The following is a 26,403-nucleotide window of genomic DNA, read 5'->3' as shown; positions in this document are numbered from 1 at the left end:
TATATACTCCAGCACATTTTTGGATAGAAAGGATGAGAAAAATGAAATACGTCATTGGTGTTGACCTTGGTACGAGTGCCGTAAAAATATTACTTGTTAATCAAAATGGAGAAGTGTGTAAAGAGATATCAAAATCTTACCCTCTTATTATTGAAAAATCTGGTTTCTCGGAACAAAACCCGGAAGAATGGGTGGAAAAAACGACAGCAGGTTTAGCAGAATTGGTGGAACAATTTGAAGGGGATGTAAACGATATTGAGGGCATGAGCTTTTCAGGTCAAATGCATGGGTTAGTTTTACTAGATAACCAGCATCAAGTATTAAGAAATGCAATCTTATGGAATGACACAAGGACGACGAAACAGTGTCAAGAGATTTACGAAACCGTTGGGAAACAGAGATTACTAGAAATTACAAAAAATCCTGCTTTAGAGGGTTTTACTTTACCTAAAATTCTTTGGGTAAAAGAGCAGGAACCAGAAATTTTTGAGAGAGCCAGCCTGTTTATGCTTCCAAAGGATTATCTTCGTTACCGAATGACGGGGAATGTTCATATGGAGTACTCTGATGCGGCGGGTACCTTATTACTAAACGTAGCTAAGCATGAATGGAGTACGGAGATCTTAGATGCCTTTGACCTCTCACCTAATTTATGTCCACCTTTAGTAGAGTCTCAAGCTTTTGTTGGAAGCATAACGGCTGAATATGCAAAAGAAACCGGGTTGTCAGAAGGGATAAAAGTATTTGCCGGCGGCGCAGACAATGCGTGTGGTGCGATTGGCTCTGGGATCCTATCAGAGGGAAAAACTCTCTGCAGTATCGGTACCTCAGGTGTCGTACTTTCTTATGAAGAAAGAAATGATTTAGATTTTGAAGGAAAGGTTCATTACTTTAATCATAGTGAAGAAAACGCCTACTATACGATGGGTGTGACTCTTGCAGCTGGCTATAGTTTAAGCTGGTTTAAAGATACGTTTGCAAAGGAAGAGGCATTTGATCAATTTTTAAATGGAATTGAAAATGTACCGGTCGGTAGCAATGGATTACTCTTTACTCCGTATATCGTAGGGGAAAGAACACCACATGCGGATTCAACTATCCGAGGCAGTTTTGTTGGTGCGGATGCGGCACATGAACGTCAGCACTTTGTTCGTGCTGTCCTTGAGGGCATCACCTTTTCATTAAATGAATCAATTGAGATTTTTAGAAGCAACGGTAAAAAGATTGATTCCATCATCTCTATCGGTGGGGGAGCAAAGAGTGATGTATGGTTACAGATGCAAGCTGATATTTTTAATGCAAAGATTGAAAAGCTTTCGAGTGAACAAGGTCCAGGAATGGGAGCGGCCATGTTAGCGGCTTATGGTTGTGGCTGGTATCCATCGCTTAAGAAGTGTGCGGAAGAATTTATTCTAACCTCAAAAACGTATCTTCCTATTGAAGAAAATGTGAAAGCTTATAGAAAATTATTTGTTATGTATCAACAGGTATATAGACAAACAAAAGAATTGAATCAGCAGTTAAGTGAATTTAGAAAATGATTCTAGGAAGGATGATTCATTTGAAGAAACTATGGAGCCTGTTACTAGCTTTTTCTCTTGTTCTGATTCCAACTATGAGTGATGTGCCAATTGCTTCCGCAAAGGAGCATACGGAAATCCAAATTCCTGTTCTGTTATATCATGTCGTGAAACCGAATCCTGACCCAACCAATCCATATCAATTCAGCCTTGATGAATTTGAGAAGCATATGGCTTATTTAAAAGAAAATGGGTATCGAACGTTAACTATGAAGCAATACTTTAACATCCTGGATGGGCAAGCTGCCATGCCAGAAAAGCCTATATTACTGACATTTGATGATAATTCAAATGACTTTTATCCGTACGTATATCCAATCTTGCAGAAATATGGAATGAAGGCAACACAATTTACCGTTTCAAATTGGGTGAATGGAAGCTGGAATATGACGGCAAGTGAAATTTTAACCGTAATGGAAAATGGAGTAGATATTCAAAATCATACGTTAACCCACCCTTTTTTAGCTAACCTAAGTAAAGAGGAACAATACGTAGAGATTCATAACGCTACTGAAGCACTTAAGGACTTAACGGGGAGAACCACTTTTGCGTTTGCCTACCCGTATGGAAACTATAATTCAGATACGATTTCTCTATTAAAAGATCTTGGATTTAAGGGAGCATTCAAAGTTGGTGGAGGGCTAAGTACGGACCAAGGTAACCGATATGAACTTCCGCGAATCATGATCCTTCAGAACCACACATTAGATGATTTTGTTAGAATGATAGAAACAGGTTACTAATCTATATTCTGGAGGACTAGAAATGATCATTGAACCGTCACAAAAACTATTATTTATTGGTGATTCTGTTACTGACTGTGAGCGAGTAAAACCAGAAGGAGAAGGGTTGTTTCAGGCTCTAGGTAAGGGCTATGTTTCCTATGTTGATGCCCTGTTACAAGCGGTTTATCCGGAACTTGGGATAAGAGTTGTCAATAAGGGGATTAACGGAAATACCGTTCGCGACCTGAAAAACAGATGGCAAGAAGATGTTATTAGCCAAAGCCCTGATTGGGTATCTATCATGATTGGGATCAATGATGTTTGGCGACAATATGACACTCCTTTTATTAAAGAATGGCATGTGTATCTAGAGGAATATGAAGTTACCCTTAGGAAGCTTATTAAGGAGACCAAACCTTTAGTGAAGGGGATGGTCCTTATGACTCCATTTTATATAGAAAGCAACGAGCTAGACCAGATGCGACAGTCTATGGATCAGTACGGGTTGGTGGTAAAGAAAATAGCAGAAGAAGAAGGGTGTTTATTCATTGATACCCAGGCAGCTTTTAATGCTGTATTAAAGGAACTATATTCAGCCACATTGGCTTGGGACCGTGTTCACCCTACTGCTTCAGGGCATATGGTTCTTGCACGCGCATTCTTAAAGAAAGTTGGCTTTGATTGGAACCGTTCGTAATTTTACAGAGGAGGAAGGATTTTGGTAGTCACTCAAACCATTTTTGGGGAAGTTGATCAAAAGACGATATACTCTTTTACTATGGAAAATGATCATGGAATGAAAGTTACTGCCATTAATTATGGATGCATTATTACTAGTATCCTAGCACCTGATAAAAAGGGGACCTTTGAAGAGGTTGTAATTGGACATGATGCACTAGACGATTACATCCATGACTCATACTTCCTTGGTGCCGTGGTAGGCCGAGTAGGTGGGAGAATTAAAGACGGTTCGTTCGAACTGGACGGGAATACGTACACTCTTCCGACAAATAATCATAAGAACCATTTGCATGGTGGGTTTAAGGGTTTTAACAAAGTCGTTTGGGACGCGGAAAGGTTGGAGAAAGGAGTCCGTTTCTCCTATTTCAGTCCGGATGGTGAAGAAGGGTATCCGGGGAATTTACACATACAAGTAACGTATATCCTAGATAATCAAAACCAATTGAACATCCACTATGAAGCTCATTCAGATCAGAAAACGTTGCTCACTGTGACCAATCATTCTTATTTTAACCTTAGTGGGAACTTAAAGCGGGATATCCGACAGCATTCATTAAAAATAAAAAGTGATCGCTTTTTAGAACTTAACGATGAGTTTATCCCGACAGGAAACTTTCTAGAAGTTAGTTGTACCCCTTTTGATTTTAGAGATGAAAGGGCAATCGAGACGGGAATCACCTCAGCCCATGACCAAAACATATTAGTAGGATTTGGCTATGATCACCCTTTTATATTAAACACAAACCATAATACGGAGATGGTGCTTAAGGACCCTATAAGTGGACGGATATTAACAATAGAAACAGATGAGGTTGGAGTGGTTTTGTATTCAGGTAATTCTATAAAGAATGAAGGCCAATTCCGGGGTATTCCTGCTAGAAAATATTTAGGAATTTGCTTGGAGACACAGGGGTTACCTGATGCAATCCACCATCCCTCATTTCCAAAAGTCATATTGGATAAAGATCAAAAGTACTCATCTAAAACCATTTATAAGTTTGAGATTGGGCATTAAAAAATTGCAAGGAGAAGGAGGCACCCACCCAAAAGGTTTGTGCTTCCTTTTGCTTCTAATCTATTACTTTTAAAAAAATGTTAACGGTTTCAGAGTTATGAGTTATAGTAAAGAAAAACTACCTACGTTTAGAAGGGCGAAATAAATATGTTCTCTAAATTACATAAATGGAATACGTTGCGAAATCAAATATTAGTGGTTTTTCTCATTGTAATAGCAATTGTTTTACTGATTGTCGGCGCATTAACCTATAATCAAGTTTCCGCTATGTTGAAAAATAATGCGAACAAACAAATTCATCAAACCGCTACGGAAGCAAATGGTAGATTGGAATCTCTATATAAACAAATTAGTACGGCTTCTAAATTAGTGATGACTAATGGAAATGTTCAAAGAGTATTAACGAACGCCTACGAGGGACAAGAAGTAGGTTTTTCAGAAAGGCAACAACTAGAAGGAATTGTTAATATTATTCAAGCGAATTCTGAAGGGATTTTTTCCTTTGAGCTTTACACAAGTAATATGAAACGATTATTACCTTTGGATGATAAAAGTTTAATAACTAGAATTGATGAAAGGTGGATCCATCGTGCGAATCGGGCAAACGGTCGACTCGTCTGGATAGGAGATGATCCAAGTAACTCAGACAATATTCTTGCTCTTAGACGAGTGAACTTAATGGGGCGAGATTACGCAAACGGTGGCTACCTCCTTATTAGTATTTATAGAAGTTATCTTCAGTTTCCAAACCAGGATGAGTCCAATCAATATTCTATTTTAATTGATAAAGATATAAAGCCAATTCTTTCAAATTATGATAAGTCACTAGTACCAATCTTAGAAAATGAAGATCCAACCATTCTTTTGGATAACCAGGAGTATATGGTAACGAAACAAACTTCGAATGAAACCGATTGGACACTTATCATTCTAACGCCAATTAAGGCTCTTACAGAAGGGATAAGTGTATTACGTACGGGAATTATCCTTTCAGGGATCATTGGGTTTATTATTTTTTTCATCAGCTCACTATTTCTATCCACCTATATTACGAAGCCTATTATTAAACTGACAGAAACGATGCAGCAGGCGAGTGCAGGCTCTTTAACTATGAATCCAAGTATAACGACAATCAATGAAATTAATGAACTGAATAGTACCTATAATCAACTGGTAAAAGAAACGAATCATTTAATCAATATGGTCTACCAGAAGGAAATTACTCGAAGTAGAAGTGAGTTAAAAGCACTTCAAGCACAAATTAATCCTCACTTTCTTTTTAATACATTAGATGCGTTAAGATGGTCCCTTGAGGATAAGGATGAGGAAGATTTAGCCGAGTTTGTCGTTGCAATGTCTGAACTTTTCCGTTATACCATTACGAAACAAACGGATGATGATTGGGTAACGATTAAAGAAGAAGTTCACCATATCGAAAACTATATGGAGATTATTAAAATGAGGTTTGGCGATCACCTTCAATGGAATCTTATACTTCCCACAAAGTATGAAAAGGTGAAAATTCCAAAACTGTTAATACAACCGTTAGTGGAAAATGCCGTTTTACATGGAGCTGGAAATAAGCTGAATCCATGCACGATTTCGGTATCTATTCAACCTACGACAGACACCCAATATTTGCAAGTTCTTGTAGAAGATGATGGTCCCGGGATCACACAAGAAAAATTGGAATCTATTAAACAGTCCATGCAATCGGGAGGAATAAGCTCTAAAAAAGGGAATGGTATGGCCATTTCCAATGTTCATAAACGACTAGAACTATACTATCAGGATCAATTAAAAAAGGGACTTTCGATTATTAGTGAAGTAAATATGGGGACAAAGGTTTCTTTTGTTATACCTGTTAAGGGGGAGGAAGAACAATGTTGAATGCGAAGACCATTTTGGTTGTAGATGATGAGCCAAAAACACGTCAAGGGCTAAAGAAAACTTTAGACTCATGGGCCAATGGGGAACATCAAATATTCATCGCCTCAAATGGGGAAGAGGCGATCGATTTTATGCAAAACCAAAAAGTTCATATCCTTATTACCGACATTAATATGCCGGAAATAACTGGCTTACAATTATTGCGGACCGTAAAAGAACAAAATATCTTCCCTGTGATCATTGTTATTTCCGCTTACTCAGAATTTCAATACGCTCAGGAAGCGCTTCGTTTTGGCGTTATTAATTATTTACTTAAACCTATTAGCAAAAAGATATTATTTGAAGCTGTGGAAGAGGCTCTTCAAGCTGTTGAAAAGCAGGAGCGGGCAGGTATGATTGAAAAGGTTGTTGATAACAAGCTTGTTAATGCCAGCACCCAGCATCCCTCTGATCGTATACCAATCCGGGAAGCGATTGATTATATTAACAATCATTTAAAAAATGAATTAACTCAGAAGGAAGTAGCAGAACATGTGCATTTAAATCCAAGTTATTTGAGTGTCCTATTTAAGGAGCACGTCACATTAACTTTCAGTGAGTATGTCACTAGAAGAAGAATTCAACGTGCAAAGGAATTATTGATTTCTACTACTCTTCCGATAAACGAAATTGCAGAAGAATCAGGATATAAAACCGCCAAATATTTTATTAAGATATTCAAAGAATTAGAGGGTATGACACCGAGTGCATACCGAAAAAACAACAATGAAAGGGCTTTCTAAAAATAGTAGTATTTTTCCTAATCGTTGTGACCTATTTTCAGAATGATCTGAATGTTAAATTATAAATGTAAGGAAATCTAGTAAAAGGTCATAGGGGGAATTTCATTGGTAAAAAAGAAAACGGTTTCAGTATTAATGTCTTTAATCATGCTTGTCTCTCTAGCATTAGTAGGTTGTTCGTCTTCAAGTTCCACGGAAGAAAGTAGTGCGGATGATAAAAAAGTAATCAAGTTTATGCATTTATGGCCAGAAGGTAGCTCCAATGCACAGTTTTCAATCGTAAAAGACATCATTGAAGAATATGAAAAAGAGCATACAGATATAAAAGTGGAAACAGAAATCTTAAATCCAGATCAATACAGAGAAAAACTTAAAGTCTTAGCTTCTTCTAATGAATTACCGGATATTGGGATGACTTGGTCAGACGGATTCATTAAGCCTTATGTTGAAGGAGATATGTTAGCTCCTTTAGATGATATTGTTGATGCAAATCTAAAAGATGCTTTTATTCCTGGCGTAAAAGAATCCTATGCTGTAGATGGGAAAACGTATGGTTTACCATTAGAATTAAACATTTCTTATGTTTTCTATAACAAAGAAATTTTTGAAAAATTCAACCTTGACGTTCCACAAACATTTGAAGAATATAAGAACGTTGTTAAAACTTTAGCAGACAATGGAGTGGTTCCGGCTACTGTAGGTGCTAAAGATGGATGGCCTGCTTCTTTCTGGTTTATGTATCTAGCAGATCGTATTGGTGGTTCTACTATCTTAACAGATGTTATCCATGGAAAAGCAAAGATGGACGACCCAGCAATTGTGAAGGCAGCGGAAGAAGTACAAAATCTTGTTGATATGGGTGGGTTTGTAAAAGGTTCAAGTGCATTATCAAATGATGATGCAAAAGGTTACTTTATGAATGAACAAGCGGCCATGTTTCTAACAGCTACATGGGAGTTACCAAACTACACTACAAGTCCTGATGTATCTCAGGAATTTAAAGACAAGATTGGCTACTTCAAGTTCCCAACTTATGAAGGCGGTAAAGGTACAGATATCAACAGTTATGTTGGTGGACCTGGAGTTGGATTATTCGTAGCAAAGGATTCTAAAGTTCAGAAGGAAGCAAAAGACTTCTCAGCATATCTTGTAAAAAAATGGGGAGAAAAATCAGTGACAGATGCTGGTGTTATTCCTGCTACTAAAGTAGACACAGATAATTTGGATCTTGCTCCAATGTACATTGAGATTTTAAAAGATTTGAGTGAAGCATCAAACGTTACTACTTATTTTGATACTCAATCCAGCCCAGCTGTATCCGAATTACACCATGATTTAGTAACGGCTCTATTTGGAAAACAAGTGACACCGGAGGATTTTGTTAAACAACATGCGGACGAACTTGCCCAAGAACAAGAGTAATATGGCGTAAATCATCTTTCAGGAGTAGAGGGCATATAGAATATGCCCTCTATCATTTTATAGCAACGCTTTTCAAAGTAGAAGGGAGTACAGAAAATGAAAGGTGTCATGTCAAACAAATTCGTAATCACTCTTTATGTCCTTCCTGCGTTAATATTAATTCTGCTCTTAATTTATATCCCAATCGTATTAACCGGCTATTATGGTTTGATGGACTGGAATGGAATTGGAAAGATGAAGTTTATCGGATTAGAAAACTATATTGAGTTAGTCCAAGACAAAAAGTTCTGGCAAAGTACGTGGCATTCTCTTTTGCTTGGTATCTTCTCAACCGTCAGCTTGGTTGGTTATCTTGTTTTGTCACTTATATTGGCTAGTAAAATAAAAGGTGCCAATTTTTTAAGAAAGATATACTTAATTCCTATGCTGTTATCATCTGTTGCGATCGGACAACTTTGGGCCAAGATATTTGATCCTACTAATGGAATGATCAACCGGTTGTTAGTGATGTTGGGTGTTGATAACCCACCACTTTGGCTAGCTGATTCTAACATCGTATTATATGCCCTATTCATTCCGATTGTTTGGCAGTATGCAGGCTTTTATATCATTATCTTCTATGCTGCCTTAAAAAATGTTCCAGAGGAATTGATTGAAGCCGCAAAAATAGATGGTGCGAACCCTATTCAGATAGCCTACAAAATAAAGATTCCCTTAATCAGCGGTGTGATAAAAGTTATGGTTATTCTAGCGATTGTTGGATCCTTAAAGTATTTCGACTTAATCTTTGTGTTGACTGGTGGGGGACCTAACGGTGCGAGTGAGGTAATGGCTTCTTATATGTATAGAGAGGCATTTAGTAAATACAACTTCGGGTACGGAAGTGCAATTGGATTCGGTTTATTGGTCATCTGTCTCATTATGACATGGCTCATTCAAAAATTGTTAACTTCCAAAGAAGACGTTCAATTTTAAGAGGGGGAGTGAAACTGATGAGTAAGATTGCGTATGAAACAGAAACTAATGCGACGTTACTAGCTCCATATAAATCTAGTAAAACACTCGGAACAAGAATAGGATACGGAATCCTTTATTTTATCCTGGGAGTTATTGCGATTGTCCAAGTTTACCCACTGGTGTGGTTATTCCTTTTTTCATTGAAAACGAATCAAGAGGTATTCGGTATGTCCCCGTTCGCATTTCCACAAGATCCACAATGGGGAAATTATGTGAAGGCATGGACAGCAGGGCATATCGATGTTTACTTTTTTAATAGTGTGATATACACGGTTGTAGCAGTTTTGATTACGGTTATCCTTGCTAGTTTTGTAACCTTTGCTATTACAAGAATGTACTGGAAACTAAGTGGGTTAGTTCTTGGATTGTTTATGGCAGGTTATATGATTCCACTTCATTCAACATTAATTCCACTATTCAATATTTTTAAATCTGTCAATTTAATAGATAATCCCATTTCTATAATTTTGTCTTATGTTGCGTTTAATTTGCCTATTACGATTATGATTCTAACTGGATTCTATAGAACCATACCAAGGGAGATTGAAGAAGCAGCAGTTATGGATGGTTGTTCCGTTCATAGGATATTCTTTCAAATTACATTGCCGATGACCGTTCCGGTACTTTCAACAACTGTCATCATTAACATGATTTATAACTGGAACGAATTCGTATTTGTAAATACTTTCTTGAGTTCGGACAAGTGGAAAACAATTACGGTTGGTGTAAATAACTTTGTTGGGCAGTACTTAACCGATTGGGGAGCTATAGGTGCAACCTTGATGATTAGTATTATCCCTGTATTAATCGCATACTTCCTTCTGAGTGACCGTATCGTTGAAGGCATTGCAGCAGGATCTGTCAAGGGATAGAAGGGATTAAGGGCTAACTCGATTCTTAGAGTTAGCCCTTTTACTTACTCAAATCCGAATAAAAAAACAGCTCCTGGAATGGGAGCTGTTCTACTAGCTTCGTATGTTCTTAGTCCATAATTGACCAATAAGCCGGTTTTACGTTATATTCTGGATCAAACACGAATGGTGCATCTTTTCCTACCCCACCGTTGTATTGCTTGGCTCGATCATCCAACCAAGTATGATTATCAGCGATGCCCCAGAAAGTAACATTGCTGATTTTGTCTCCTAGTCGTTCATATATTTCAAAAATAGCATTGTAGCGATCTGCTTGGGCTACCAGTCTATCAGTTGGAATGTCAGCATAAGTTGGATACGCTGGTCTAGGTGGCCAACCGTATAAGCTAACATCTAACTCTGTAATTTGATTGTCTAAACCTAGGTCAGCAAACATATTAATGGAGTCTTCAATATCCTGGTTAGAAGGCCAACCAATTTGAATATGCGCTTGATGTCCAACACCGTCAATTGGAACACCTTGTTCAAGCATATCTTTTACAAGATTAAATAAGTGCGTTCTCTTTGGTGTAACTTCTGTATTGTAGTCATTAATGTATAGCTTCGCATCTTTTGCTGCATATCTATCCGCTGTTTCAAAGGCTACCTTAATATATTCATCCCCCGTAATCTTGTACCAAGCAGATTCACGTAGCCCTCTTTCATTTTGAGGAGAATCATCTATTACCTCATTCACAACATCCCAAGACTTTACGTCGTCCTTATAGCGTTTTACAATCGTTTTAATATGGGTTTCCAATCGTTTTAAAAGAAGTTTTTTATTTTTCTCACGTTGTTTTGGATCTTGCTCATCAACCATTTTGTTTCCTTCTTCGTCTAGGAAGAACCATTCAGGTACCTGGCTATGCCAAACGAGATTATGAAAACGGATGTCCATGCCATTTTCTTTAGCAAACTTAACAATTTTATCAGCCTCGGTAAAGTTAAATTTACCTTCCTCTGGTTGAATATTAATTGGTTTCATTACATTTTCAGCAACAATACTATTATAATGGCGTTTTAATACTTCTGCATTTGTGCCCTGTAATTGATAAGGCTCCACTGCTGCACCAATAGTGAAGGAATTCTTGTATCTTTCAGCTATAGATGGTACCGATAAAGCACTAGTAGACTGTTCATTTGTCGTTTCAGCAGCGGCAGGATTCAATCCAACAGGTAATAATAAGGCAAAAGCTAATCCTGTAATGAGAGGTTTACGTAATACTTTAAGCATGTGAGATTCTCCTTTTTAAATGGAATGTAGTAAGGTAGTGCGTATATTGATACTAAACCTCCTTTACGTCAGTTTTAGACAGGGTTGAGAAAGGGCTTTCATTTTTATGGAATTTATGTAACATGTCTTCCTGTCTTTAGTTTATTATACCTTCTCTATACTTAGTTTGTATAGTAAATAAACTAAGTATTTTGTAAATTTCAAAAAATAGTTATTGAGTAATAGTTGAATATTACTATTCTAAGTTTTTATGACCTTTATATAGAAAAAACAGCTGAACTTTATCAGTGAAAGTCAGCTGCTCTTTGCTATTAATCCTCATAAGGGTTTATTGTTACAATCGTTCCGTCATCATTATAGGTTAATTCAGTGTATTTAACCGATCGTTTATGATCTACACCATCTGAAAAGGAGCAATCATGATAGAAAAGATACCACTTTTCTTTAAACTGGACAATCGAATGATGGGTGGTCCATCCAATGACAGGAGTAAGTATCGTACCTTTAAATTCAAAGGGTCCCAATGGATCTTTGCTTACTGCATAAACAATCTTGTGAGTGGTACCTGTAGAATATGATAGATAGTAAAGATCATTGTATTTATGAATCCATGGACCTTCAAAATATCTCCGTTCTTCATCACCCGCAAGAATCGGATTTCCACTCTCATCAACTATTGATATTTCACGTGGTTCACTTTTAAAAGTTAGCATATCATCACTTAATTCAGCGACTCTTGGACCTAATGCTGGTTCTGTTAGCTTTGGACCTTCAGCATTGGAATTAAATGTTCCTTCTTGCCATTTTTCCAACTGTCCTCCCCAAAGCCCCCCAAAATAAACATATGCTTTGTCATCTTCATCGACGAATACGGCAGGATCAATACTGAAGCTACCTGGTATGTAATTTTCCTCGGGTGTAAATGGCCCTTCAGGGGTTGTGCTTGTGGCTACACCAATTCTAAAAATACCTTCTTTATCTCTAGCTGGAAAATATAAATAATACACGTTGTTCCTGTATGCAGCATCTGGTGCCCAAAGCTGTTTACTTGCCCAAGGAATATCTCTCAAGTGAAGAGCTTCCCCATGATCTACACATTCTTCGTTTACATCATCCATCGATAATACATGATAGTCTTCCATCGCATATTGATCACCGTTATCGTTTGAAGGCCCATCATGATCCAAATCATGAGAAGGATAAATATATAACTTTCCTTCAAAGACATGTGCAGAAGGATCTGCTGTAAAAATATGCGTAACTATAGGATTTTTAGGTTTTGAAGGTTTCCCCATAATAGCTCCCCCATACATTATTTAATCGCTTACAAGTATAGTATAACCGAAGTTAAACAACTTTGTATATTCGAAAAACTAAGTTTTTTAAAAAAGGATTTCTACAAAAAAATGAGTATATAAGTATATAACAAGAAAAGTAGGAGGCCTTGCCTTTTATGAAATATCCATATGAAAGTGCTGTAATTAAAGAAGAGGTTCCTGTATTCGCATTAATGACGAGTGTAAAGTATGTGGCCATGCATTGGCATGATAGAATTGAATTATTATTAGTTTTAAAAGGACAAATACATGCGTATGTGGGAAGAGAAGAGTATGTACTTGTGGAAAATGACCTTTTACTCATTAACAGTAATGAGGTACATGGTGTTGAATCCGATCAAGAGAATAAACTATTACTTATTCAAATTCCAATAGCTTTTATTAAAAAATTTTACAGTAATATTGAAAACGAATCATTTCATTGTCAGTCCTTTCTGAGTATGGACCAACAATCATATAACATAATTAGACCTTGCTTGCTCAACTAATGTTAGCTGTAAAAAGGAAAGAAGAAAATTATGAAATAAAAGTGCATTCTCTTCTATTAGATTTGGTGTATCAACTAGTTACACATATTAAGAATAAAACTTCCATACGACCTACTGAACTAAACGGAATAACAGGTTATGAATTTACTGAGGAAGAGGATTACCAGGAACTAGATAAACTTTTATAGCGGTGGAAAACACTCAAAACGGTTGTTATATCAACTGTTTTGAGTGTTTTTGTGTGGGAAAAGTTTTTGATAGATTAAATAACTGAGCAATTTAAAATATGAAAAAATATTAAAAAAGATGAAAAAAAGTTAAAAAATATGAAAAAATATGAAAAAAATTATTGAAATCGCTTTATTATGGTGTTAAATTTAATTCAAGAATTAATTACAAGAAGATTAAACAAGAAAATTGGAGGCTGACGATGAAATTAGCTACAAGGATAAACTCAATATTGCCTAAGGTAGATGGAGATATTATTAAAGCATTAGAGATAGTCTCAGAGATTGATGGAATCACATGTGTAGATTTAAATTATCCGGAACATTTTTCAAATTACTCTGCAGATGAGATCAATAAGACCCTAAAAGATTTAAACATTCATGCAAATGGATTAGCTTTACGTTTTAGAAATCATTTTATAAATGGCGAATTTGGGAACAACAATAAGTTGATTGCAGAAGATGCGTTTACTTTATGTAAAGAGGCTGCAGATACCTGTAGAGTCTTAGGAGGGAAAGTATTAACTTTATGGCTAGGCTTCGACGGATTTGACTATCCATTTCAAGTTGATTATCAAAAAGCCTGGAGTCAGGTTAGGGAATATGTAACGGCACTTGCTGATTATGCGCCAGATTTACAAATCAGTATTGAATATAAGCCATATCAAGAAAGATCATATGCATTAATTGATAGTATTGGACTAACGCTACTGATGGTAAATGAAATCAATCGTGAGAACGTTGGAGTGACAGTGGATTACTGTCATATGCTCATGAAACGAGAAAACCCTGCATATGGCTTAAGTCTTGCAGCAGAAAAAGGTAAACTATTCGGTGTTCATATCAATGATGGCTATGGAACTCACGATGACGGCTTAATGGTTGGGACGGTCTCATTAATGCAGACACTAGAATTCATGTATTATTTGAAAAAGTATAACTATGATGGAGCGATCTATTTTGATACATTCCCTATTAGAGAGGAACCAGTTGCAGAAATTAGGCAAAATGTAAAAGCGATTCGTATTATTAGTAGCTTAATAGATCAGCTAGGATTAGCAGAAATTGAAAAAACGGTTGAGAAAAATGACGCCATTTCAGTAAACAAGATGTTCTTTTCCATGTTTGAATTAAAAGTAAATAAATAATTACTAACCTAGTAAACACAATTTTTTTTCATAAGTATTGAAAGCGATTACCAACAAATTCTAGGGGGCTAAAAAAAATGAAAAAGTCAAAGAAAAATTTATTCGTAACTGGTATTTTAGCAATTTCTTTAGGATTGACAGCATGTAGTAGCAACAGCAGTAGTGGAAGTGCAACTCCAGATAAAGAAACAGGTGCTTTTAATCCGGATAATGCTGATGGTCAAACATATGAAGAAGTAAGATCAAGCTTAGGGGAAGTACCTAAATTAACTGAAGAGATAAAATTAGGTGCTGTAGCAAAAGCGTTTGAAAATGAATATTGGAGAACATTGAAAGAAGGAATGGAAACAGGCGCTCAAAAGTTTAGTGATAAAGGGATGAACCTAACCATTGATGTTAAATCCCCACAAGGTGAAGCGGATGAAGAAGGACAGCTTGCCATTGTAAAAGATATGATCAACAAAAAGTATAGTGCTTTGTTACTTTCTCCGATTTCAGACAGCAATCTTGTTCCTGGGGTTGAAAGTGCCCTTGAAAAGGATATCCCAGTAATGAACGTTAATGATGGAATTATCAAGGAAGCTCCTAATTTTGTCGGACCTAAAGCAGATTTAAACGGAGAATCAGCTGCAGAATGGATCTCAGAGAAATTAAATGGAGAAGGTAAGGTAGCGATAATTGTAGGAATGCCAAAAGCATTCGCAGCTAGACAACGTACGTTAGGATTTGAGAATTGGATGAAGGATAATGCTCCAAACATTGATATTGCTGAAAAACAAAATGCAGATTGGGATCGTGCAAAGGCAAAGGATATTGCTGCAACATGGATTAAAAAGCATGGAGATCTAGCTGCTATTTTTGCAAATAATGACACGATGGCTTTAGGTGCACAAGAGGCGGTTAATGAATCAGGGAAAGATATATTAGTAGTCGGAGTAGATGGAATTGGTGAAGCCTATGAATCTATTCGTAAAGGTGAATTGGACGCAACTATCGATTCATTCCCAAAATATAAAGGGCAAATAGCTGTTGAAATGACCATTCGTCAGTTGGGCGGACAGGAAGTACCTAGAGTGATTTGGACTCCTCAAGCGTTAATTGATGAAACAAATGTAGATACACCAGCTGAAGAGATTATTAATTGGGTAGACCCAACAATAGCAAAGTAACAAAATACTAGTTTATACCTATAGTCGGATTGATAGGATTCGACTATAGGTATGAAAAAGGGGAATCGAAATGGAAAAGCAAACAGAATGTATCGTTAGATTTCAGAATATTTCAAAAGTTTTTCCTGGAGTAAAGGCCCTAGATGGGGTGAGTTTTAATATTAAAAAAGGAGAGATCCATGCTCTCTTAGGAGAGAATGGAGCAGGAAAGTCAACATTATTGAATACACTTCATGGAGTCAATAATGAATATGAAGGAACGGTAGAAATTCAAGGAAGAATTGTCTCATATAAAAATGCAAACGAAGCCATTCAGGATGGAATAGTTAAAATTCATCAAGAAGTTAGTCTAATTCCAGAATTAACAGTTGGTCAGAATATTGCTTTAGGTCATGAACCAAGAAAAGGAATGTTTATTGATTACAAAACGCTACATCATGATGCGAATGAGATTCTCACTAAAATGAAGTGTAATTTTAAAAGCGAAGATTTAGCGAGTACGCTAAGTACAGGAGAAATGCAAATGGTAGCAATCGCCAAAGGACTGTACCATAATGCGAAACTCATATCATTTGATGAACCATCAGCTTCGCTAACAAATCAGGAAGTACAAACGCTCTTCTCCATTATTAACGACTTAAGAGAAAATGGGATAACAATTTTATATGTCAGTCACCGTCTAGATGAAGTTTTTGAGATTTGCGATAGTGCGACAGTCCTTCGTGATGGCAAGCATATAGATACCTTTCAATTAAGGGAGGTTACAAGAGAGCAATTAATAAAAAAAATGGTAGGCAGGGATGTTTCAGCTTATGCGGTAAGAACCAAACCGTCTCCAAAGACTGCTGAAAAGGTATTGGAAGTAGAAAACCTAAGTGTGAATGGAGTATTTGAAAACATTAATTTCCACCTTCATAAAGGTGAAATTTTAGGTTTTGCAGGTTTAGTTGGTTCCAAAAGGACAGATGTAGTTAGAACGATTTTTGGTGCAGAGGAAAAGTCGGGTGGCACCATTAAAGTAAAGGGAGTTCCTGTAAATATTAAGAATCCTCGCCAAGGTGTTCAATTGGGGATTGGACTCATACCAGAGAATAGAAAAACACAAGGGTTTATCAAATTTTTTAATAATGCAAACAATGTAGGTCTTACTAAAATGGAGAAATTCTCTAAGTATAGCTTCGTAAATCATAGAAAGAAAACAGAAAACTGTAATTATTATATCGATGAGATTAACTTAAAACCGAGTAACCCTCATTATATGACAACTAATTTGAGCGGAGGAAATCAGCAAAAAGTAGTGATTTCTAAATGGCTTTCCTCCGATGCTGAGATTCTAATCTTAGATGAACCGACAAAAGGGGTCGATGTTGGAGCGAAAGCTGAGATTTATAGAGTCCTAGAAGAATTACTTGAAAAAGGGAAATCTATAATCGTTGTTTCCTCCGAGTTGCCTGAGGTGTTAGGTCTAAGTGATCGGATCATTGTCATGCGCGAGGGACAAAAAGTGAAAGAATTTGATAATCAAAACCTTACTGAGGAAGATATCCTTCAATATGCGATGGGGGTAAACAAAGATGTTAAAAACTAAGGAATATAGTAGAGAACTAAGCTTAGTAGCAGCGATCATTATTATGGTTATTGTATTTTCCATTATTGAGCCCGTCTATTTAAGTGGAAGTAATTTACTTGATATTATGGACCAAAGTGTTATTAATGGATTATTAGCTTTAGGTATTACTTATGCAATCATTACAGGGGGAATCGACCTCTCTGTAGGATCAATCTTTGCAATTGTCATTGTAGTTGTAGGTGATTTACTTGTAAGTGGTTTAAATCCTGTCTTAGCTATTATATGTGGAGTGGGGATAGGTTTTATTTTAGGTGTATTTAATGGTCTATTAATTACAAAGTTAAATCTTCAGCCATTTATTGCTACACTAGGAACAATGAGTGCGTACAGAGGGATTGCTTATGTGATAACGGGAGGTTGGCCAGTTCTGGATATTCCTGGGGATTTTAGATCAATCTTTAACTCAGATATTTTTGGAGCATTTCCAGTGTCAATACTTGTACTTCTTGCATTCGCTGCTGTTGGACATATCATTTTAAAGTATACGAAACTTGGGACTTATATATATGCTATAGGGGGTAATGAAGAGGCTACTCTCTTATCAGGTGTAAATGTTAATAAAAGTAAAATGCTTGCGTATGCTATTTCTGGAGCTGGTGCTGCTTTGGCTGGTATGGTTTTGTTAGCACGATTAGGGTCAGGAGAGCCAGCTGCAGGGCAAACTTATGAATTAAATGCGATTGCCGCCGCTGCTATTGGTGGTGCTAGCCTGGCTGGTGGAAGAGGGAATATGATCGGTACATTACTCGGAGCCATCTTATTATCAACACTAAAGGTGGGATTAGTTGTTGTAGGAGTTGATAGTTTTTGGCAATATATTGCAACAGGAGCTATAATTGTTGTAGCAGCTTATTTTGAAGTGATTCAAGGGAAGCTTAAAGGAATGAGGGTTGGTAGAAGTAATACCAAAGCTATTGGGGTAGGTAAATAACCATGGAAAAGAATGCGGTTACAATAGTAGGTAGTATCAATTATGACATTATCCTTAAGCAAAAACGACTTCCGGAAATGGGCGAGACCTTTACAGCAGATAGTGTAACTTTCTGTGGAGGTGGGAAGGGAGCCAATCAAGCAGTACAGTGTGCCAAGCTGGGACTGGAAAGCTATATGGTAGGTAAGGTTGGCAATGATCAATTTGGCACTGAATTAATTGCAAATATGAAAAAGTATGGCTTGAATACCGACTATGTTTCCCAGGCTGATACAAACACTGGACTTGGCATTGTGAATGCAATCTCAGATGGAAGTGTGGTTGCAACCATAGCAAAAGGTGCTAATTACAGTATGACGATTGAAGATATCGATCAGGTGGAAGGCCTATTTAAGAAAAGCAAAATTGTCATATTGCAATTAGAAATTCCAAAAATAGTGGTAGAATATACGATTAAAAAGGCGAAAGAGTATAATTGCTATGTAATATTAAATGCTGCTCCTGCAAGTGAAATCGATGTTAATTGTTTAAAACTGGTGGATTGTCTAGTGGTTAACGAAACGGAAGCTAGTTTTTATGCTGGAGAGAGAGTTTCATCTCTAAAAGAGGCTGAAAAGGTTTGCGATAAGCTTTATCAATATACTAATAATCTGTTAATCATCACTCTTGGTGAAAAAGGCAGTATATTATATGATGGAAAGAAAACCATTCACATTCCTTGCAAAACTGTAGAAGTAGTCGAAACAACAGGGGCAGGTGACTCTTATACAGGGGCATTAGCTTACGGACTTATGAATGAATTGCCAATTGAAAAAATAGGAGAATTGGCGTCAATAGTTAGTTCAAGAACGGTTACCAAAATTGGCGCTCAAGATGCAATGCCCACCCTATTAGAGTTAAGTGAATATGTGTGATAAATTTGAAGTATAATCTTTAGTTCAACTAAGAAAATTTAACGAAATTTACTAAATATGTATCGAGGTATTAAATCATGATCCCTTATGTCAGAAGAGAAAAAATAATGGATGAATTAGAAAATAAACAAATCCTTTATATTGAAGATCTATTGAAAATTTTTGATGGGGTCTCTGAATCTACCATTCGTAGAGATTTGAAAATTCTGGAGGACGAAAATTATATAGTCCTTTTACGAGGTGGAGCAGTTAAATTAAAGCTGGATTCACATGAAATTCCTGTGGGTACAAAGAAGTTACTAAATAAAGAAAGTAAGGAAAGAATTGCAAAATTCGCTGCTTCTTTAGTAGAAGACGATGATGTTATATACATTGATTCAGGCACGACATGTTCAGCCATTGTAAAATACATTGTCTCAAAAGGGATTAGAGTGGTTACTTCAAATATCCAGGTGTTGAGTGAGGTCAACGGTACTCACATAGAAAACATTACAATTGTTGGAGGAGAGGTTAATAGAAATTTGGATTCTATTTCAGGTCCTCTAACAGACTCCTCTTTAAGAAATTTAAACTTTGATAAATCGTTTCTTGGTGCTAGTGGCTTCGGTTTAAATGTTGGGGTAAATACTCCCGACTTTCGAGAAGCAAGTAAAAAGAGCATTGTCAAAATGAACTCAAATAAATGCTATGTACTAGCAGATAGTTCCAAGTTTAATAAAAATACATTATGTAAGGCGTTTGATATTGAAGAATGTTTACTCATAACCAATAAGCAGATTCCTGAACTTGATGGTACTACAGAATATTATGTTGTTGACTAAATCTTGAAGTAACACAACAGTTGGTTATGACTGGTAATTATATTACCAGTCATTTTTTTTGAAACTCCTTGAAGAGGCAAGTTCCGATTAATTATTATGAATATCGTAATAAATTAAATCGATTTTATGTGAAAGATGATACTATATTATACAATAAGAATACCCCCATGCCCCATAAAGGGTTTCCAACGTGCCAATTAAAAAACTGGTATAAAGAAGTAATAGAGTCAAATGGAAAATTAATATAGTCTAAAAAACTCAAGAATTTTAATATAATTAGAATATAGTATAACAACTCTCAAAATGAAGGGAGTTTTTTTCTTTAATAGGTATACCAGGAAGTAATTTTTAAGAAATAAAAAAGGAACTAGAAGGAAAGATGTATATGATAAATAAAAAATTTAACCCACGAAATATGAAGGAGTTATACACTCGGGATTTATTGACGAAAGACCTTATTGCAGGGATAACACTTTTTGTCATGCTCGTTCCCCAAGGGATGGCTTATGCGATGTTGGCAGGACTACCACCTGTTATGGGTTTATATGCATCAACACTCCCCTTACTCATTTATGCACTCTTTGCATCTTCTAGACATCTTTCAGTTGGTCCAACAGCCATTACTTCATTATTAGTGTTTTCTGGAATCTCAGCAGTTGGGCAACCAGGAACCTCTGAATACGTAACATTAGTCATTTTATTAGCATTAATGGTAGGTTTATTTCAGTTTTTATTCGGGGTGTTTAAACTAGGCTTTATTGTAAGGTTTATTTCACCTTCTGTTTTAGGCGGGTATACCTCAGCAGCTGCAATTATCATTGCGTTGAGTCAATTGAAGCATTTACTAGGGATTGATTTAGGAAATTACTTTCAAGTTCATCTGTTATTCTATGATGTACTAAAGAGAATTGGTAATTTACATTTAATTACTTTATTAATAGGAGTATGTAGTATTACTGTTTTAGTGTTAATGAAGAAGGTGAGCCCACGAATTCCGACGGCACTTTTACTAATACTTGTTTCCATCGTGATGGTTTCATCTCTTGGTTTAAACAAAGAGGGGGTAAAGATTGTTGGTATGGTTCCGAGTGGGTTTCCTTCTCTTGTTTTTCCTACCATTACAATAGGTGGCATTAAACAAATTATACTACCTGCACTCACAATCGCATTACTTGGATTTATGGAATCTCTTGCGATAGGTAAGTCAATTGCTGATAAAGAAAAATATAAAATTAACCCTAATCGGGAATTAAAAGCTTTAGGGTTAGCCAATATTTTTGGTTCATTTTTTCAAATACTCCCGATAAATGGGAGCTTTTCTAGAAGTGCAGTAAACCACCAAAGTGGAGGAGCCACTCAAATGGTTTCTGTATTTACTGGCATTCTTATTCTAATTACACTCCTATTTTTTACTTCCTACTTTTATTACTTGCCTAACGCAGTGTTAGCTGCCATCATAATCGCTGCGGTTCTTAAACTGATAGATTTAAGGCAATTTATTAATCTAATAAAGATTAAACCTGTGGATGGTTGGAGTTGGTTAGTAACTTTTTTATCTACGTTATTTATAGGTATTCAATGGGGGATATTAATTGGTGCAATTTTTAGTTTCTACTTATTACTTAGCAGAATGTTTAAATCCAATATTATAGAATTGGGTTATCTTGAAAAGGAAAAGAAATTCCGTGATTTAAAAAGGTTCCCTGATGCTATAACTCTGGATGATGTAATATTTGTGAGAATAGATTCTTCACTTCATTTTGCTAATATTTTTTACCTTGAGGAAAAAGTAGGAGATCTAATTTATTCAAAGCCAAAGGTAAATATGGTGATCATGGACTTCTCAGGTGTTAATGATATGGATACAACTGCTTGTAATTCCCTTGAAGAGTTTAAAGATCAATTACACCAACAAAATAATATCGAATTGTATTTCGTGGGAATGAAAGGTCTTGTGAGAGATACCATAAATAGAGCTGGTTGGAATACGAAGTATAAGAAGGAAATAGGTTATGTATCGATAGAAAAACTACTTGAAGAAAAGAACATTATAATCCCGTCAACACGCAAGAGCGAAACAGAAACACCTTTTATCTATATGATTTAATAATGGAGTTATATCTTATGAAAACTGCACTTAGCCTGATAAATAAACGGGACATGCTGAGAGGCTGAATGATATTTTGGATTACATTGAATTAACCACCTTTTACATGTATAGAATGTTTACACTATTCCTTCATTGATTACAATAATAATCGAGGAGGGATAAAGATGGGTAACCGAGCTGTATTTTTAGATAGAGATGGCGTTATAAACGAAGTATTAACTAAAAGAGTGAAATTCGTAAACAAGCCATCCCAATTGTTTTTCTTACCTGGTGTTCCAGAGGCTATTCGAAAGTTAAATGAAGTTTTTGGGGACAACATTTTTGTTGTGACTAATCAGGGGGGAGTTGGGCTAGGGTTCATGAAAGTGAATCAACTAGAAACGATCCATGAACACATGATAAGCGAACTAAAAAAAGAGGGAGCAATCATTAAAGACGTGGCATATTGTCCTCATAAGCCAAAAGCGGGATGTGAATGCAGAAAACCTGGCTCCAAAATGATTACTGACTTAGCCGAAAAATATCAGATTGACCTAGCGCAGTCCTATATGATCGGAGATACGGACACAGACATCCAAGCAGGGAAGAAAGTAGGTACCAAAGGCGTTTTTCTTGGGGACAGTGATCCACTAGCGGATGCCGTATTTCCTGATTTACTAAGCGCATCTGACTGGATTATAGAAGATGCAACAAAATCTTGATAAATGCAATGCCCCAACTCTTTGAGAAGGGGCCATTTGATGTTGTTATGATATATCTGATATATCTTGGTTTTCTATATCCTTAATGGGATTGTACAGTTGTCCTATCATTTTACTTAAAGTACTCACATATTCTTCAACTTCAGGAGGTGTATATCCAACGGAATTCCATGCGGCTTCCCTTCCTCCATACATACCAACTGCTCTCTTTGAACTTAGAATACGCTTTACTTCTCCATAATGAAGATAAACTTCCCATAACCATTGATAGTGTTCTTCTGTGCTAATTCCAACTATTTTAAGGTTGGACCAATTATTATCGGTATCACCTATTTTATTTAATTTATGGATCATTTTACTCCAGCTCCTTATGATTATGTCTTAATTCTTGACATATCATAGGGTGTTTATAACTGTTGAGTAATGTTTATACATGCTAATTAATAGAGATTATTCTTTGATATGGTTCATTCCTTCTTCTAAAATTTCCATTTGCCGTATGGTTTCTTCATCCTTAACAATTTTTTCTTTTCCATTAAGGATCGATTCATAAACTCCATCGTAAATCCGCCCGTAGTCACCAACTTCAGAAATTACTTTTTCTTCATGATAGTTTCCATCTTCATCCACATAAGTTAGAACGCCATAGTGTTCTGGAAAATCAATCCCAAAATCCTTATTGGTTGGCATATAAAATAGTTTTAAATGCTCTTCTTGTCTATCTTTTGTTTGTTTAACAAAAACGCCTTTATTACCATATACGATAAAGCTAGGGCGTTCTTTCAGGCGGAAATAGCTAGATTTAACAGAAACCTTTTTGGAATCATAAAAGAAATCCAAGTCAAAATAGTCATTATAGTGTCCTTTTCCAAGAAGTTGTCTAACATCATAAGTAATATGATTTGGTTTACCAAAGTAAGAGAGGACTTGATCTATTGTATGGCATCCGTGTCCATACAGATAGCTGTTTTCTCTAGAAAACTTTAAAGACTTTGGTACTTCAGGTCTGAAATAATCATAGTGCATTTCGACTTCTAAAATATCTCCTAATACACCACTATTAATAACCTTTTGTACGGTTAGGAAATCTGAATCAAATCGGCGATTTTGATAGCATTGAATAAATAGATTCTTTTCTTTTGCATAGGCAAATAACTCTTTTGCTTGGTCAGAAGTCTGTGTGAATGGCTTTTCGACTAATACATGTTTGCCTTTTTCTAGTGCCAATTTAGCATATTCATAATGTTCTACTGGAGTACAAATGACGACTAATTGAATCTCTTCATCGAGCCAGATTTTATTTAAATCATGAACATAATTTACTCCAGGAATTTCTTCCCAAACACTATTGTTTTGTCGAGAGTAAATAGTTTTCACTCGAATGTTTTTGTTTCTTAATGAAAAAGGTAGGTGATAGCGGTTCGTACTTTTTCCATTTGCAATATAAGCAATCGTTAACATAAGAAACTCCTCCAATTTTCATTTGCTAGCTTGATTATATCTGAGATGATTAGTATTGAGAACGTTTATATATCAAACTGGACCTCATTCTCAGCAATACTTAGAATGGGAGACATTTAGCTGAACATAATGTTTAAAGAAGAGTTCAGCTAAATGGTTTGGTATATTAGTTATAAAATAGAAAAGATAAAAATTATTTAATGTCAATCAAAATGGAGGGGAAAATGACATTATTACATAAGCTTGAACACAAGCAAGGGTTTACTGACACTGAAAAAAGAATTGCTGATTTCATCTTAATAAACCAAGAGGATGTTCCGAATATGTTTATCCAAGAGCTGGCAGAGAATACTTTTACTTCCCACTCTGCAATCATTAGGCTTACTCAGAAATTGGGATTTTCAGGTTATAGGAATTTTAAAGTAGCATTAATACATGAAATTCAAAGTAATAAGCATACGATTGCGCATGTTGACCCCAACTTTCCTTTTCTTCCAACTGATAGTTCCATAAATATTGCAAAAAAAATGGCTGATTTGACGATTGAAACTATACGAAAGACGTTAGTAAAGTTGGAAAGGAATCAATTAAATAAAGCAGTTGATTTGATTCGAAGTTCGAAACGAATTTTCCTATTTGGAAATGGAGATTCTCAAATTCGTGCTCGCAGCTTTCAAAACAAATTTATTAAAATTAATAAGCAGTTAATCATCGCAGATGAATATGGAGAAACAACATGGAATTCATTAAGCATGGACCAGTTGGACTGTGCAATTTTTATTAGTTATGCGGGTAATTCAGCTTCTTACACGAAAATAATAAAATATCTAGCTTCAATGAAGATACCATTAATCATGTTAACCGGAAATTCTGAATCAACCATGTCTAAATTATGTAATTTGACCATTGAAGTACCACATGATGAATATGACTTCTTCAAAGTAGGGACATTTTCTTCACAAATATCGTTTGAGTATATCCTAGATACGCTATTTTCAATTATCTATGCGAAAGAGTATACAAGTAACCTTAATGATTTAAAGAAAAAGGAAGAGGCAATAAAAAAATGGGACCTACTTTAAGTAATATAGAAAAATAAAAACAGAAAAACCGCCTTGGCGGTTTTTTGAGATGAATTAGATTAATCCATATTTTTTAAAGCTATTATAGATGCCATCCTCATCATGTGTGTCAGTAACATCGTTAGCTATATTTTTAACAGCTTCATTTGCATTTCCCATGGCGATTCCGTACTGGACGAATTCAAGCATTTCTAAATCATTCCAGCTATCACCGTATCCAAAGGTATCCTCTTTTTTTATGTTTAAGTGATTAATTATCTTTTCAATACCTGTTGCCTTATTTACACCAAGAATGGATATTTCACCACAATTTTCTCCGAAAGCAGCTACTGTGCTAGGGATGACCGTGAATTTAGATGCGAATTCTTGTTTTATCCTCTCTAGTGGTAATTTTGATCCAAAAAAGGAAATCTTATTAATATCATCTCGAAGTAAGTCTTCACTCTCAATAATAGAATCGAAAATAGAATTAAATCCTTTTTCTATATCTAGATTTGTATTAGGATTAGTTTTTTGTAATTCTCCTAAAATGGATCGCATACGAGTGTTACCATTTTTACCAGTAAATATACCAATGTTTGATTCCAGATTAAACTCGATTCCATGATGGGTAAAAAAGTCAACAACATGCTTTACATCCTCTTTATTAACATTTACGTGTAATAACACCTCTTGATCCATTTCTATGTACCCTCCAGCAGAACCAATAATCCCATCAAACCCAACTTCTAGTATATCAGGTGAAATTAGCGATTTTGGCCTTCCCGTACAAATAAAAACAAAATGGCCATTTTCTCTAGCCTTTCGTACAGCAAGTTTGGCAGAATCAGGGATTACAAGATGGTCGTTAACCAAAGTTCCGTCGATGTCCAAAAAAATAGCCTTTTTCATATTTTTAACCTACCTATTCTTTGTTTTTCAGATGATTTTATAAGATCTAATTATACCTATTCTATCTTTGTTGTGGAGAAGTCAAGGCTAACTAGTTATGTATAACAACTAAAATAATGAGTTACATAAATGAAACACGTTGTTACATTTTTAGTTTTGTGAGGTGAGATGGAGTA

General features: G+C 35.8%; 25 protein-coding genes. 20 read left to right on the top strand and 5 right to left on the bottom strand.

All coding sequences use genetic code 11. The annotated features are described in order from the left end of the window. Window positions 1-41 precede the first annotated feature (41 nt). The 9 genes from xylB to M3175_RS06905 all read left to right on the top strand — a co-directional run bounded on the left by xylB (window position 42) and on the right by M3175_RS06905 (window position 10,044). A complete protein-coding gene (gene xylB, locus M3175_RS06945) occupies window positions 42-1,541 on the top strand; it encodes a xylulokinase (protein ID WP_251516514.1) in 1,500 nt (499 codons plus the stop codon). 20 nt (window positions 1,542-1,561) lie between these two features. Continuing rightward, the gene (locus M3175_RS06940; protein WP_251516511.1) at window positions 1,562-2,323 is read left to right on the top strand and encodes a polysaccharide deacetylase family protein; all 762 of its coding nucleotides are present in this window, start codon (window positions 1,562-1,564) and stop codon (window positions 2,321-2,323) included. Window positions 2,324-2,345: 22 nt separating this feature from the next. After that, on the top strand, window positions 2,346-3,002 hold the full coding sequence (locus tag M3175_RS06935) for an SGNH/GDSL hydrolase family protein (RefSeq protein WP_251516509.1): 657 nt from the start codon (window positions 2,346-2,348) through the stop codon (window positions 3,000-3,002). Between the two features lie 21 nt (window positions 3,003-3,023). Next, window positions 3,024-4,061 (top strand): aldose epimerase family protein, encoded by a 1,038-nt coding sequence (locus M3175_RS06930; protein ID WP_251516507.1) that lies wholly within the window; start codon window positions 3,024-3,026, stop codon window positions 4,059-4,061. Between the two features lie 147 nt (window positions 4,062-4,208). Continuing rightward, entirely contained in the window at window positions 4,209-5,951 is a 1,743-nt protein-coding gene (locus tag M3175_RS06925; RefSeq protein WP_251516505.1) for a sensor histidine kinase, read from the top strand. Further along, window positions 5,945-6,733, top strand: a complete 789-nt coding sequence (locus M3175_RS06920; RefSeq protein WP_371321669.1) for a response regulator transcription factor — start codon at window positions 5,945-5,947, stop codon at window positions 6,731-6,733. Before M3175_RS06925 ends, M3175_RS06920 begins: the two co-directional genes overlap by 7 nt. Window positions 6,734-6,868: 135 nt before the next feature. Beyond that, window positions 6,869-8,155: an extracellular solute-binding protein gene (locus M3175_RS06915; protein WP_251517654.1), complete on the top strand. Its 1,287-nt coding sequence runs from the start codon at window positions 6,869-6,871 to the stop codon at window positions 8,153-8,155. A 96-nt stretch (window positions 8,156-8,251) separates the two neighbouring features. Further along, window positions 8,252-9,130 carry a carbohydrate ABC transporter permease gene (locus tag M3175_RS06910; RefSeq protein WP_251516503.1) on the top strand — a complete coding sequence of 293 codons (879 nt, stop codon included), beginning with the start codon at window positions 8,252-8,254 and terminating at the stop codon, window positions 9,128-9,130. A gap of 17 nt (window positions 9,131-9,147) precedes the next feature. Continuing rightward, window positions 9,148-10,044 carry a carbohydrate ABC transporter permease gene (locus M3175_RS06905; RefSeq protein ID WP_251516501.1) on the top strand — a complete coding sequence of 299 codons (897 nt, stop codon included), beginning with the start codon at window positions 9,148-9,150 and terminating at the stop codon, window positions 10,042-10,044. A 109-nt stretch (window positions 10,045-10,153) separates the two neighbouring features. On the opposite strand, the gene M3175_RS06900 is transcribed toward M3175_RS06905, so the two are convergent. Then, window positions 10,154-11,317: an endo-1,4-beta-xylanase gene (locus tag M3175_RS06900; RefSeq protein WP_251516499.1), complete on the bottom strand. Its 1,164-nt coding sequence runs from the start codon at window positions 11,315-11,317 to the stop codon at window positions 10,154-10,156. Between the two features lie 311 nt (window positions 11,318-11,628). Then, on the bottom strand, window positions 11,629-12,612 hold the full coding sequence (locus M3175_RS06895) for a glycoside hydrolase family 43 protein (protein ID WP_251516497.1): 984 nt from the start codon (window positions 12,610-12,612) through the stop codon (window positions 11,629-11,631). Window positions 12,613-12,770: 158 nt separating this feature from the next. On the opposite strand from M3175_RS06895, the gene M3175_RS06890 reads away from it, so the two are divergent. The 10 genes from M3175_RS06890 (at window position 12,771) to M3175_RS06845 (ending at window position 22,793) form a co-directional block, all read left to right on the top strand. Next, the gene (locus M3175_RS06890; RefSeq protein ID WP_251516495.1) at window positions 12,771-13,142 is read left to right on the top strand and encodes a cupin domain-containing protein; all 372 of its coding nucleotides are present in this window, start codon (window positions 12,771-12,773) and stop codon (window positions 13,140-13,142) included. Next, on the top strand, window positions 13,127-13,330 hold the full coding sequence (locus tag M3175_RS06885) for a hypothetical protein (protein ID WP_251516492.1): 204 nt from the start codon (window positions 13,127-13,129) through the stop codon (window positions 13,328-13,330). Before M3175_RS06890 ends, M3175_RS06885 begins: the two co-directional genes overlap by 16 nt. A gap of 242 nt (window positions 13,331-13,572) precedes the next feature. Further along, a complete protein-coding gene (locus M3175_RS06880; protein ID WP_251516489.1) occupies window positions 13,573-14,517 on the top strand; it encodes a sugar phosphate isomerase/epimerase family protein in 945 nt (314 codons plus the stop codon). Between the two features lie 77 nt (window positions 14,518-14,594). Next, complete coding sequence (locus tag M3175_RS06875) at window positions 14,595-15,686, top strand: sugar ABC transporter substrate-binding protein (RefSeq protein ID WP_251516486.1); 1,092 nt, start codon at window positions 14,595-14,597, stop codon at window positions 15,684-15,686. Between the two features lie 70 nt (window positions 15,687-15,756). Beyond that, entirely contained in the window at window positions 15,757-17,274 is a 1,518-nt protein-coding gene (locus tag M3175_RS06870) for a sugar ABC transporter ATP-binding protein (protein WP_251516483.1), read from the top strand. Continuing rightward, the gene (locus tag M3175_RS06865) at window positions 17,261-18,247 is read left to right on the top strand and encodes an ABC transporter permease (RefSeq protein WP_251516481.1); all 987 of its coding nucleotides are present in this window, start codon (window positions 17,261-17,263) and stop codon (window positions 18,245-18,247) included. Before M3175_RS06870 ends, M3175_RS06865 begins: the two co-directional genes overlap by 14 nt. A 2-nt stretch (window positions 18,248-18,249) precedes the next feature. Continuing rightward, complete coding sequence (locus M3175_RS06860; protein ID WP_251516478.1) at window positions 18,250-19,161, top strand: ribokinase; 912 nt, start codon at window positions 18,250-18,252, stop codon at window positions 19,159-19,161. Between the two features lie 77 nt (window positions 19,162-19,238). Then, a complete protein-coding gene (locus M3175_RS06855) occupies window positions 19,239-19,982 on the top strand; it encodes a DeoR/GlpR family DNA-binding transcription regulator (protein ID WP_285852203.1) in 744 nt (247 codons plus the stop codon). Window positions 19,983-20,397: 415 nt separating this feature from the next. Next, entirely contained in the window at window positions 20,398-22,089 is a 1,692-nt protein-coding gene (locus M3175_RS06850; RefSeq protein ID WP_251516472.1) for a SulP family inorganic anion transporter, read from the top strand. A 167-nt stretch (window positions 22,090-22,256) separates the two neighbouring features. Beyond that, entirely contained in the window at window positions 22,257-22,793 is a 537-nt protein-coding gene (locus tag M3175_RS06845) for a D-glycero-alpha-D-manno-heptose-1,7-bisphosphate 7-phosphatase (RefSeq protein ID WP_251516469.1), read from the top strand. Between the two features lie 45 nt (window positions 22,794-22,838). On the opposite strand, the gene M3175_RS06840 is transcribed toward M3175_RS06845, so the two are convergent. Beyond that, complete coding sequence (locus M3175_RS06840; RefSeq protein ID WP_251516466.1) at window positions 22,839-23,147, bottom strand: hypothetical protein; 309 nt, start codon at window positions 23,145-23,147, stop codon at window positions 22,839-22,841. Window positions 23,148-23,243: 96 nt separating this feature from the next. Further along, complete coding sequence (locus M3175_RS06835; RefSeq protein ID WP_251516447.1) at window positions 23,244-24,254, bottom strand: Gfo/Idh/MocA family oxidoreductase; 1,011 nt, start codon at window positions 24,252-24,254, stop codon at window positions 23,244-23,246. A 224-nt stretch (window positions 24,255-24,478) separates the two neighbouring features. On the opposite strand from M3175_RS06835, the gene M3175_RS06830 reads away from it, so the two are divergent. Further along, a complete protein-coding gene (locus M3175_RS06830; protein WP_251516427.1) occupies window positions 24,479-25,336 on the top strand; it encodes a MurR/RpiR family transcriptional regulator in 858 nt (285 codons plus the stop codon). Between the two features lie 54 nt (window positions 25,337-25,390). Here M3175_RS06830 and M3175_RS06825 read toward each other — a convergent pair whose 3' ends face one another. After that, the gene (locus tag M3175_RS06825; protein WP_251516425.1) at window positions 25,391-26,227 is read right to left on the bottom strand and encodes an HAD family hydrolase; all 837 of its coding nucleotides are present in this window, start codon (window positions 26,225-26,227) and stop codon (window positions 25,391-25,393) included. Between the last annotated feature and the right edge of the window lie 176 nt (window positions 26,228-26,403).

The organism is Robertmurraya korlensis (assembly GCF_023715225.1).
Taxonomy (GTDB): Bacteria; Bacillota; Bacilli; order Bacillales; family Cytobacillaceae; genus Robertmurraya_A.
This window is presented reverse-complemented; position numbering and strand designations above follow the sequence as displayed.

Excerpts from the sequence above, each read along its gene's own strand:
- xylB (WP_251516514.1), top strand. The coding sequence starts at position 42 with ATGAAATACGTCATTGGTGTTGACCTTGGTACGAGTGCCGTAAAAATA.
- M3175_RS06935 (WP_251516509.1), top strand. The coding sequence starts at position 2,346 with ATGATCATTGAACCGTCACAAAAACTATTATTTATTGGTGATTCTGTT.
- M3175_RS06925 (WP_251516505.1), top strand. The coding sequence starts at position 4,209 with ATGTTCTCTAAATTACATAAATGGAATACGTTGCGAAATCAAATATTA.
- M3175_RS06920 (WP_371321669.1), top strand. The coding sequence starts at position 5,945 with ATGTTGAATGCGAAGACCATTTTGGTTGTAGATGATGAGCCAAAAACA.
- M3175_RS06915 (WP_251517654.1), top strand. The coding sequence starts at position 6,869 with ATGTCTTTAATCATGCTTGTCTCTCTAGCATTAGTAGGTTGTTCGTCT.
- M3175_RS06910 (WP_251516503.1), top strand. The coding sequence starts at position 8,252 with ATGAAAGGTGTCATGTCAAACAAATTCGTAATCACTCTTTATGTCCTT.
- M3175_RS06905 (WP_251516501.1), top strand. The coding sequence starts at position 9,148 with ATGAGTAAGATTGCGTATGAAACAGAAACTAATGCGACGTTACTAGCT.
- M3175_RS06900 (WP_251516499.1), bottom strand. The coding sequence starts at position 11,317 with ATGCTTAAAGTATTACGTAAACCTCTCATTACAGGATTAGCTTTTGCC.
- M3175_RS06895 (WP_251516497.1), bottom strand. The coding sequence starts at position 12,612 with ATGGGGAAACCTTCAAAACCTAAAAATCCTATAGTTACGCATATTTTT.
- M3175_RS06890 (WP_251516495.1), top strand. The coding sequence starts at position 12,771 with ATGAAATATCCATATGAAAGTGCTGTAATTAAAGAAGAGGTTCCTGTA.
- M3175_RS06880 (WP_251516489.1), top strand. The coding sequence starts at position 13,573 with ATGAAATTAGCTACAAGGATAAACTCAATATTGCCTAAGGTAGATGGA.
- M3175_RS06875 (WP_251516486.1), top strand. The coding sequence starts at position 14,595 with ATGAAAAAGTCAAAGAAAAATTTATTCGTAACTGGTATTTTAGCAATT.
- M3175_RS06870 (WP_251516483.1), top strand. The coding sequence starts at position 15,757 with ATGGAAAAGCAAACAGAATGTATCGTTAGATTTCAGAATATTTCAAAA.
- M3175_RS06865 (WP_251516481.1), top strand. The coding sequence starts at position 17,261 with ATGTTAAAAACTAAGGAATATAGTAGAGAACTAAGCTTAGTAGCAGCG.
- M3175_RS06860 (WP_251516478.1), top strand. The coding sequence starts at position 18,250 with ATGGAAAAGAATGCGGTTACAATAGTAGGTAGTATCAATTATGACATT.
- M3175_RS06855 (WP_285852203.1), top strand. The coding sequence starts at position 19,239 with ATGATCCCTTATGTCAGAAGAGAAAAAATAATGGATGAATTAGAAAAT.
- M3175_RS06850 (WP_251516472.1), top strand. The coding sequence starts at position 20,398 with ATGAAGGAGTTATACACTCGGGATTTATTGACGAAAGACCTTATTGCA.
- M3175_RS06845 (WP_251516469.1), top strand. The coding sequence starts at position 22,257 with ATGGGTAACCGAGCTGTATTTTTAGATAGAGATGGCGTTATAAACGAA.
- M3175_RS06840 (WP_251516466.1), bottom strand. The coding sequence starts at position 23,147 with ATGATCCATAAATTAAATAAAATAGGTGATACCGATAATAATTGGTCC.
- M3175_RS06835 (WP_251516447.1), bottom strand. The coding sequence starts at position 24,254 with ATGTTAACGATTGCTTATATTGCAAATGGAAAAAGTACGAACCGCTAT.
- M3175_RS06830 (WP_251516427.1), top strand. The coding sequence starts at position 24,479 with ATGACATTATTACATAAGCTTGAACACAAGCAAGGGTTTACTGACACT.
- M3175_RS06825 (WP_251516425.1), bottom strand. The coding sequence starts at position 26,227 with ATGAAAAAGGCTATTTTTTTGGACATCGACGGAACTTTGGTTAACGAC.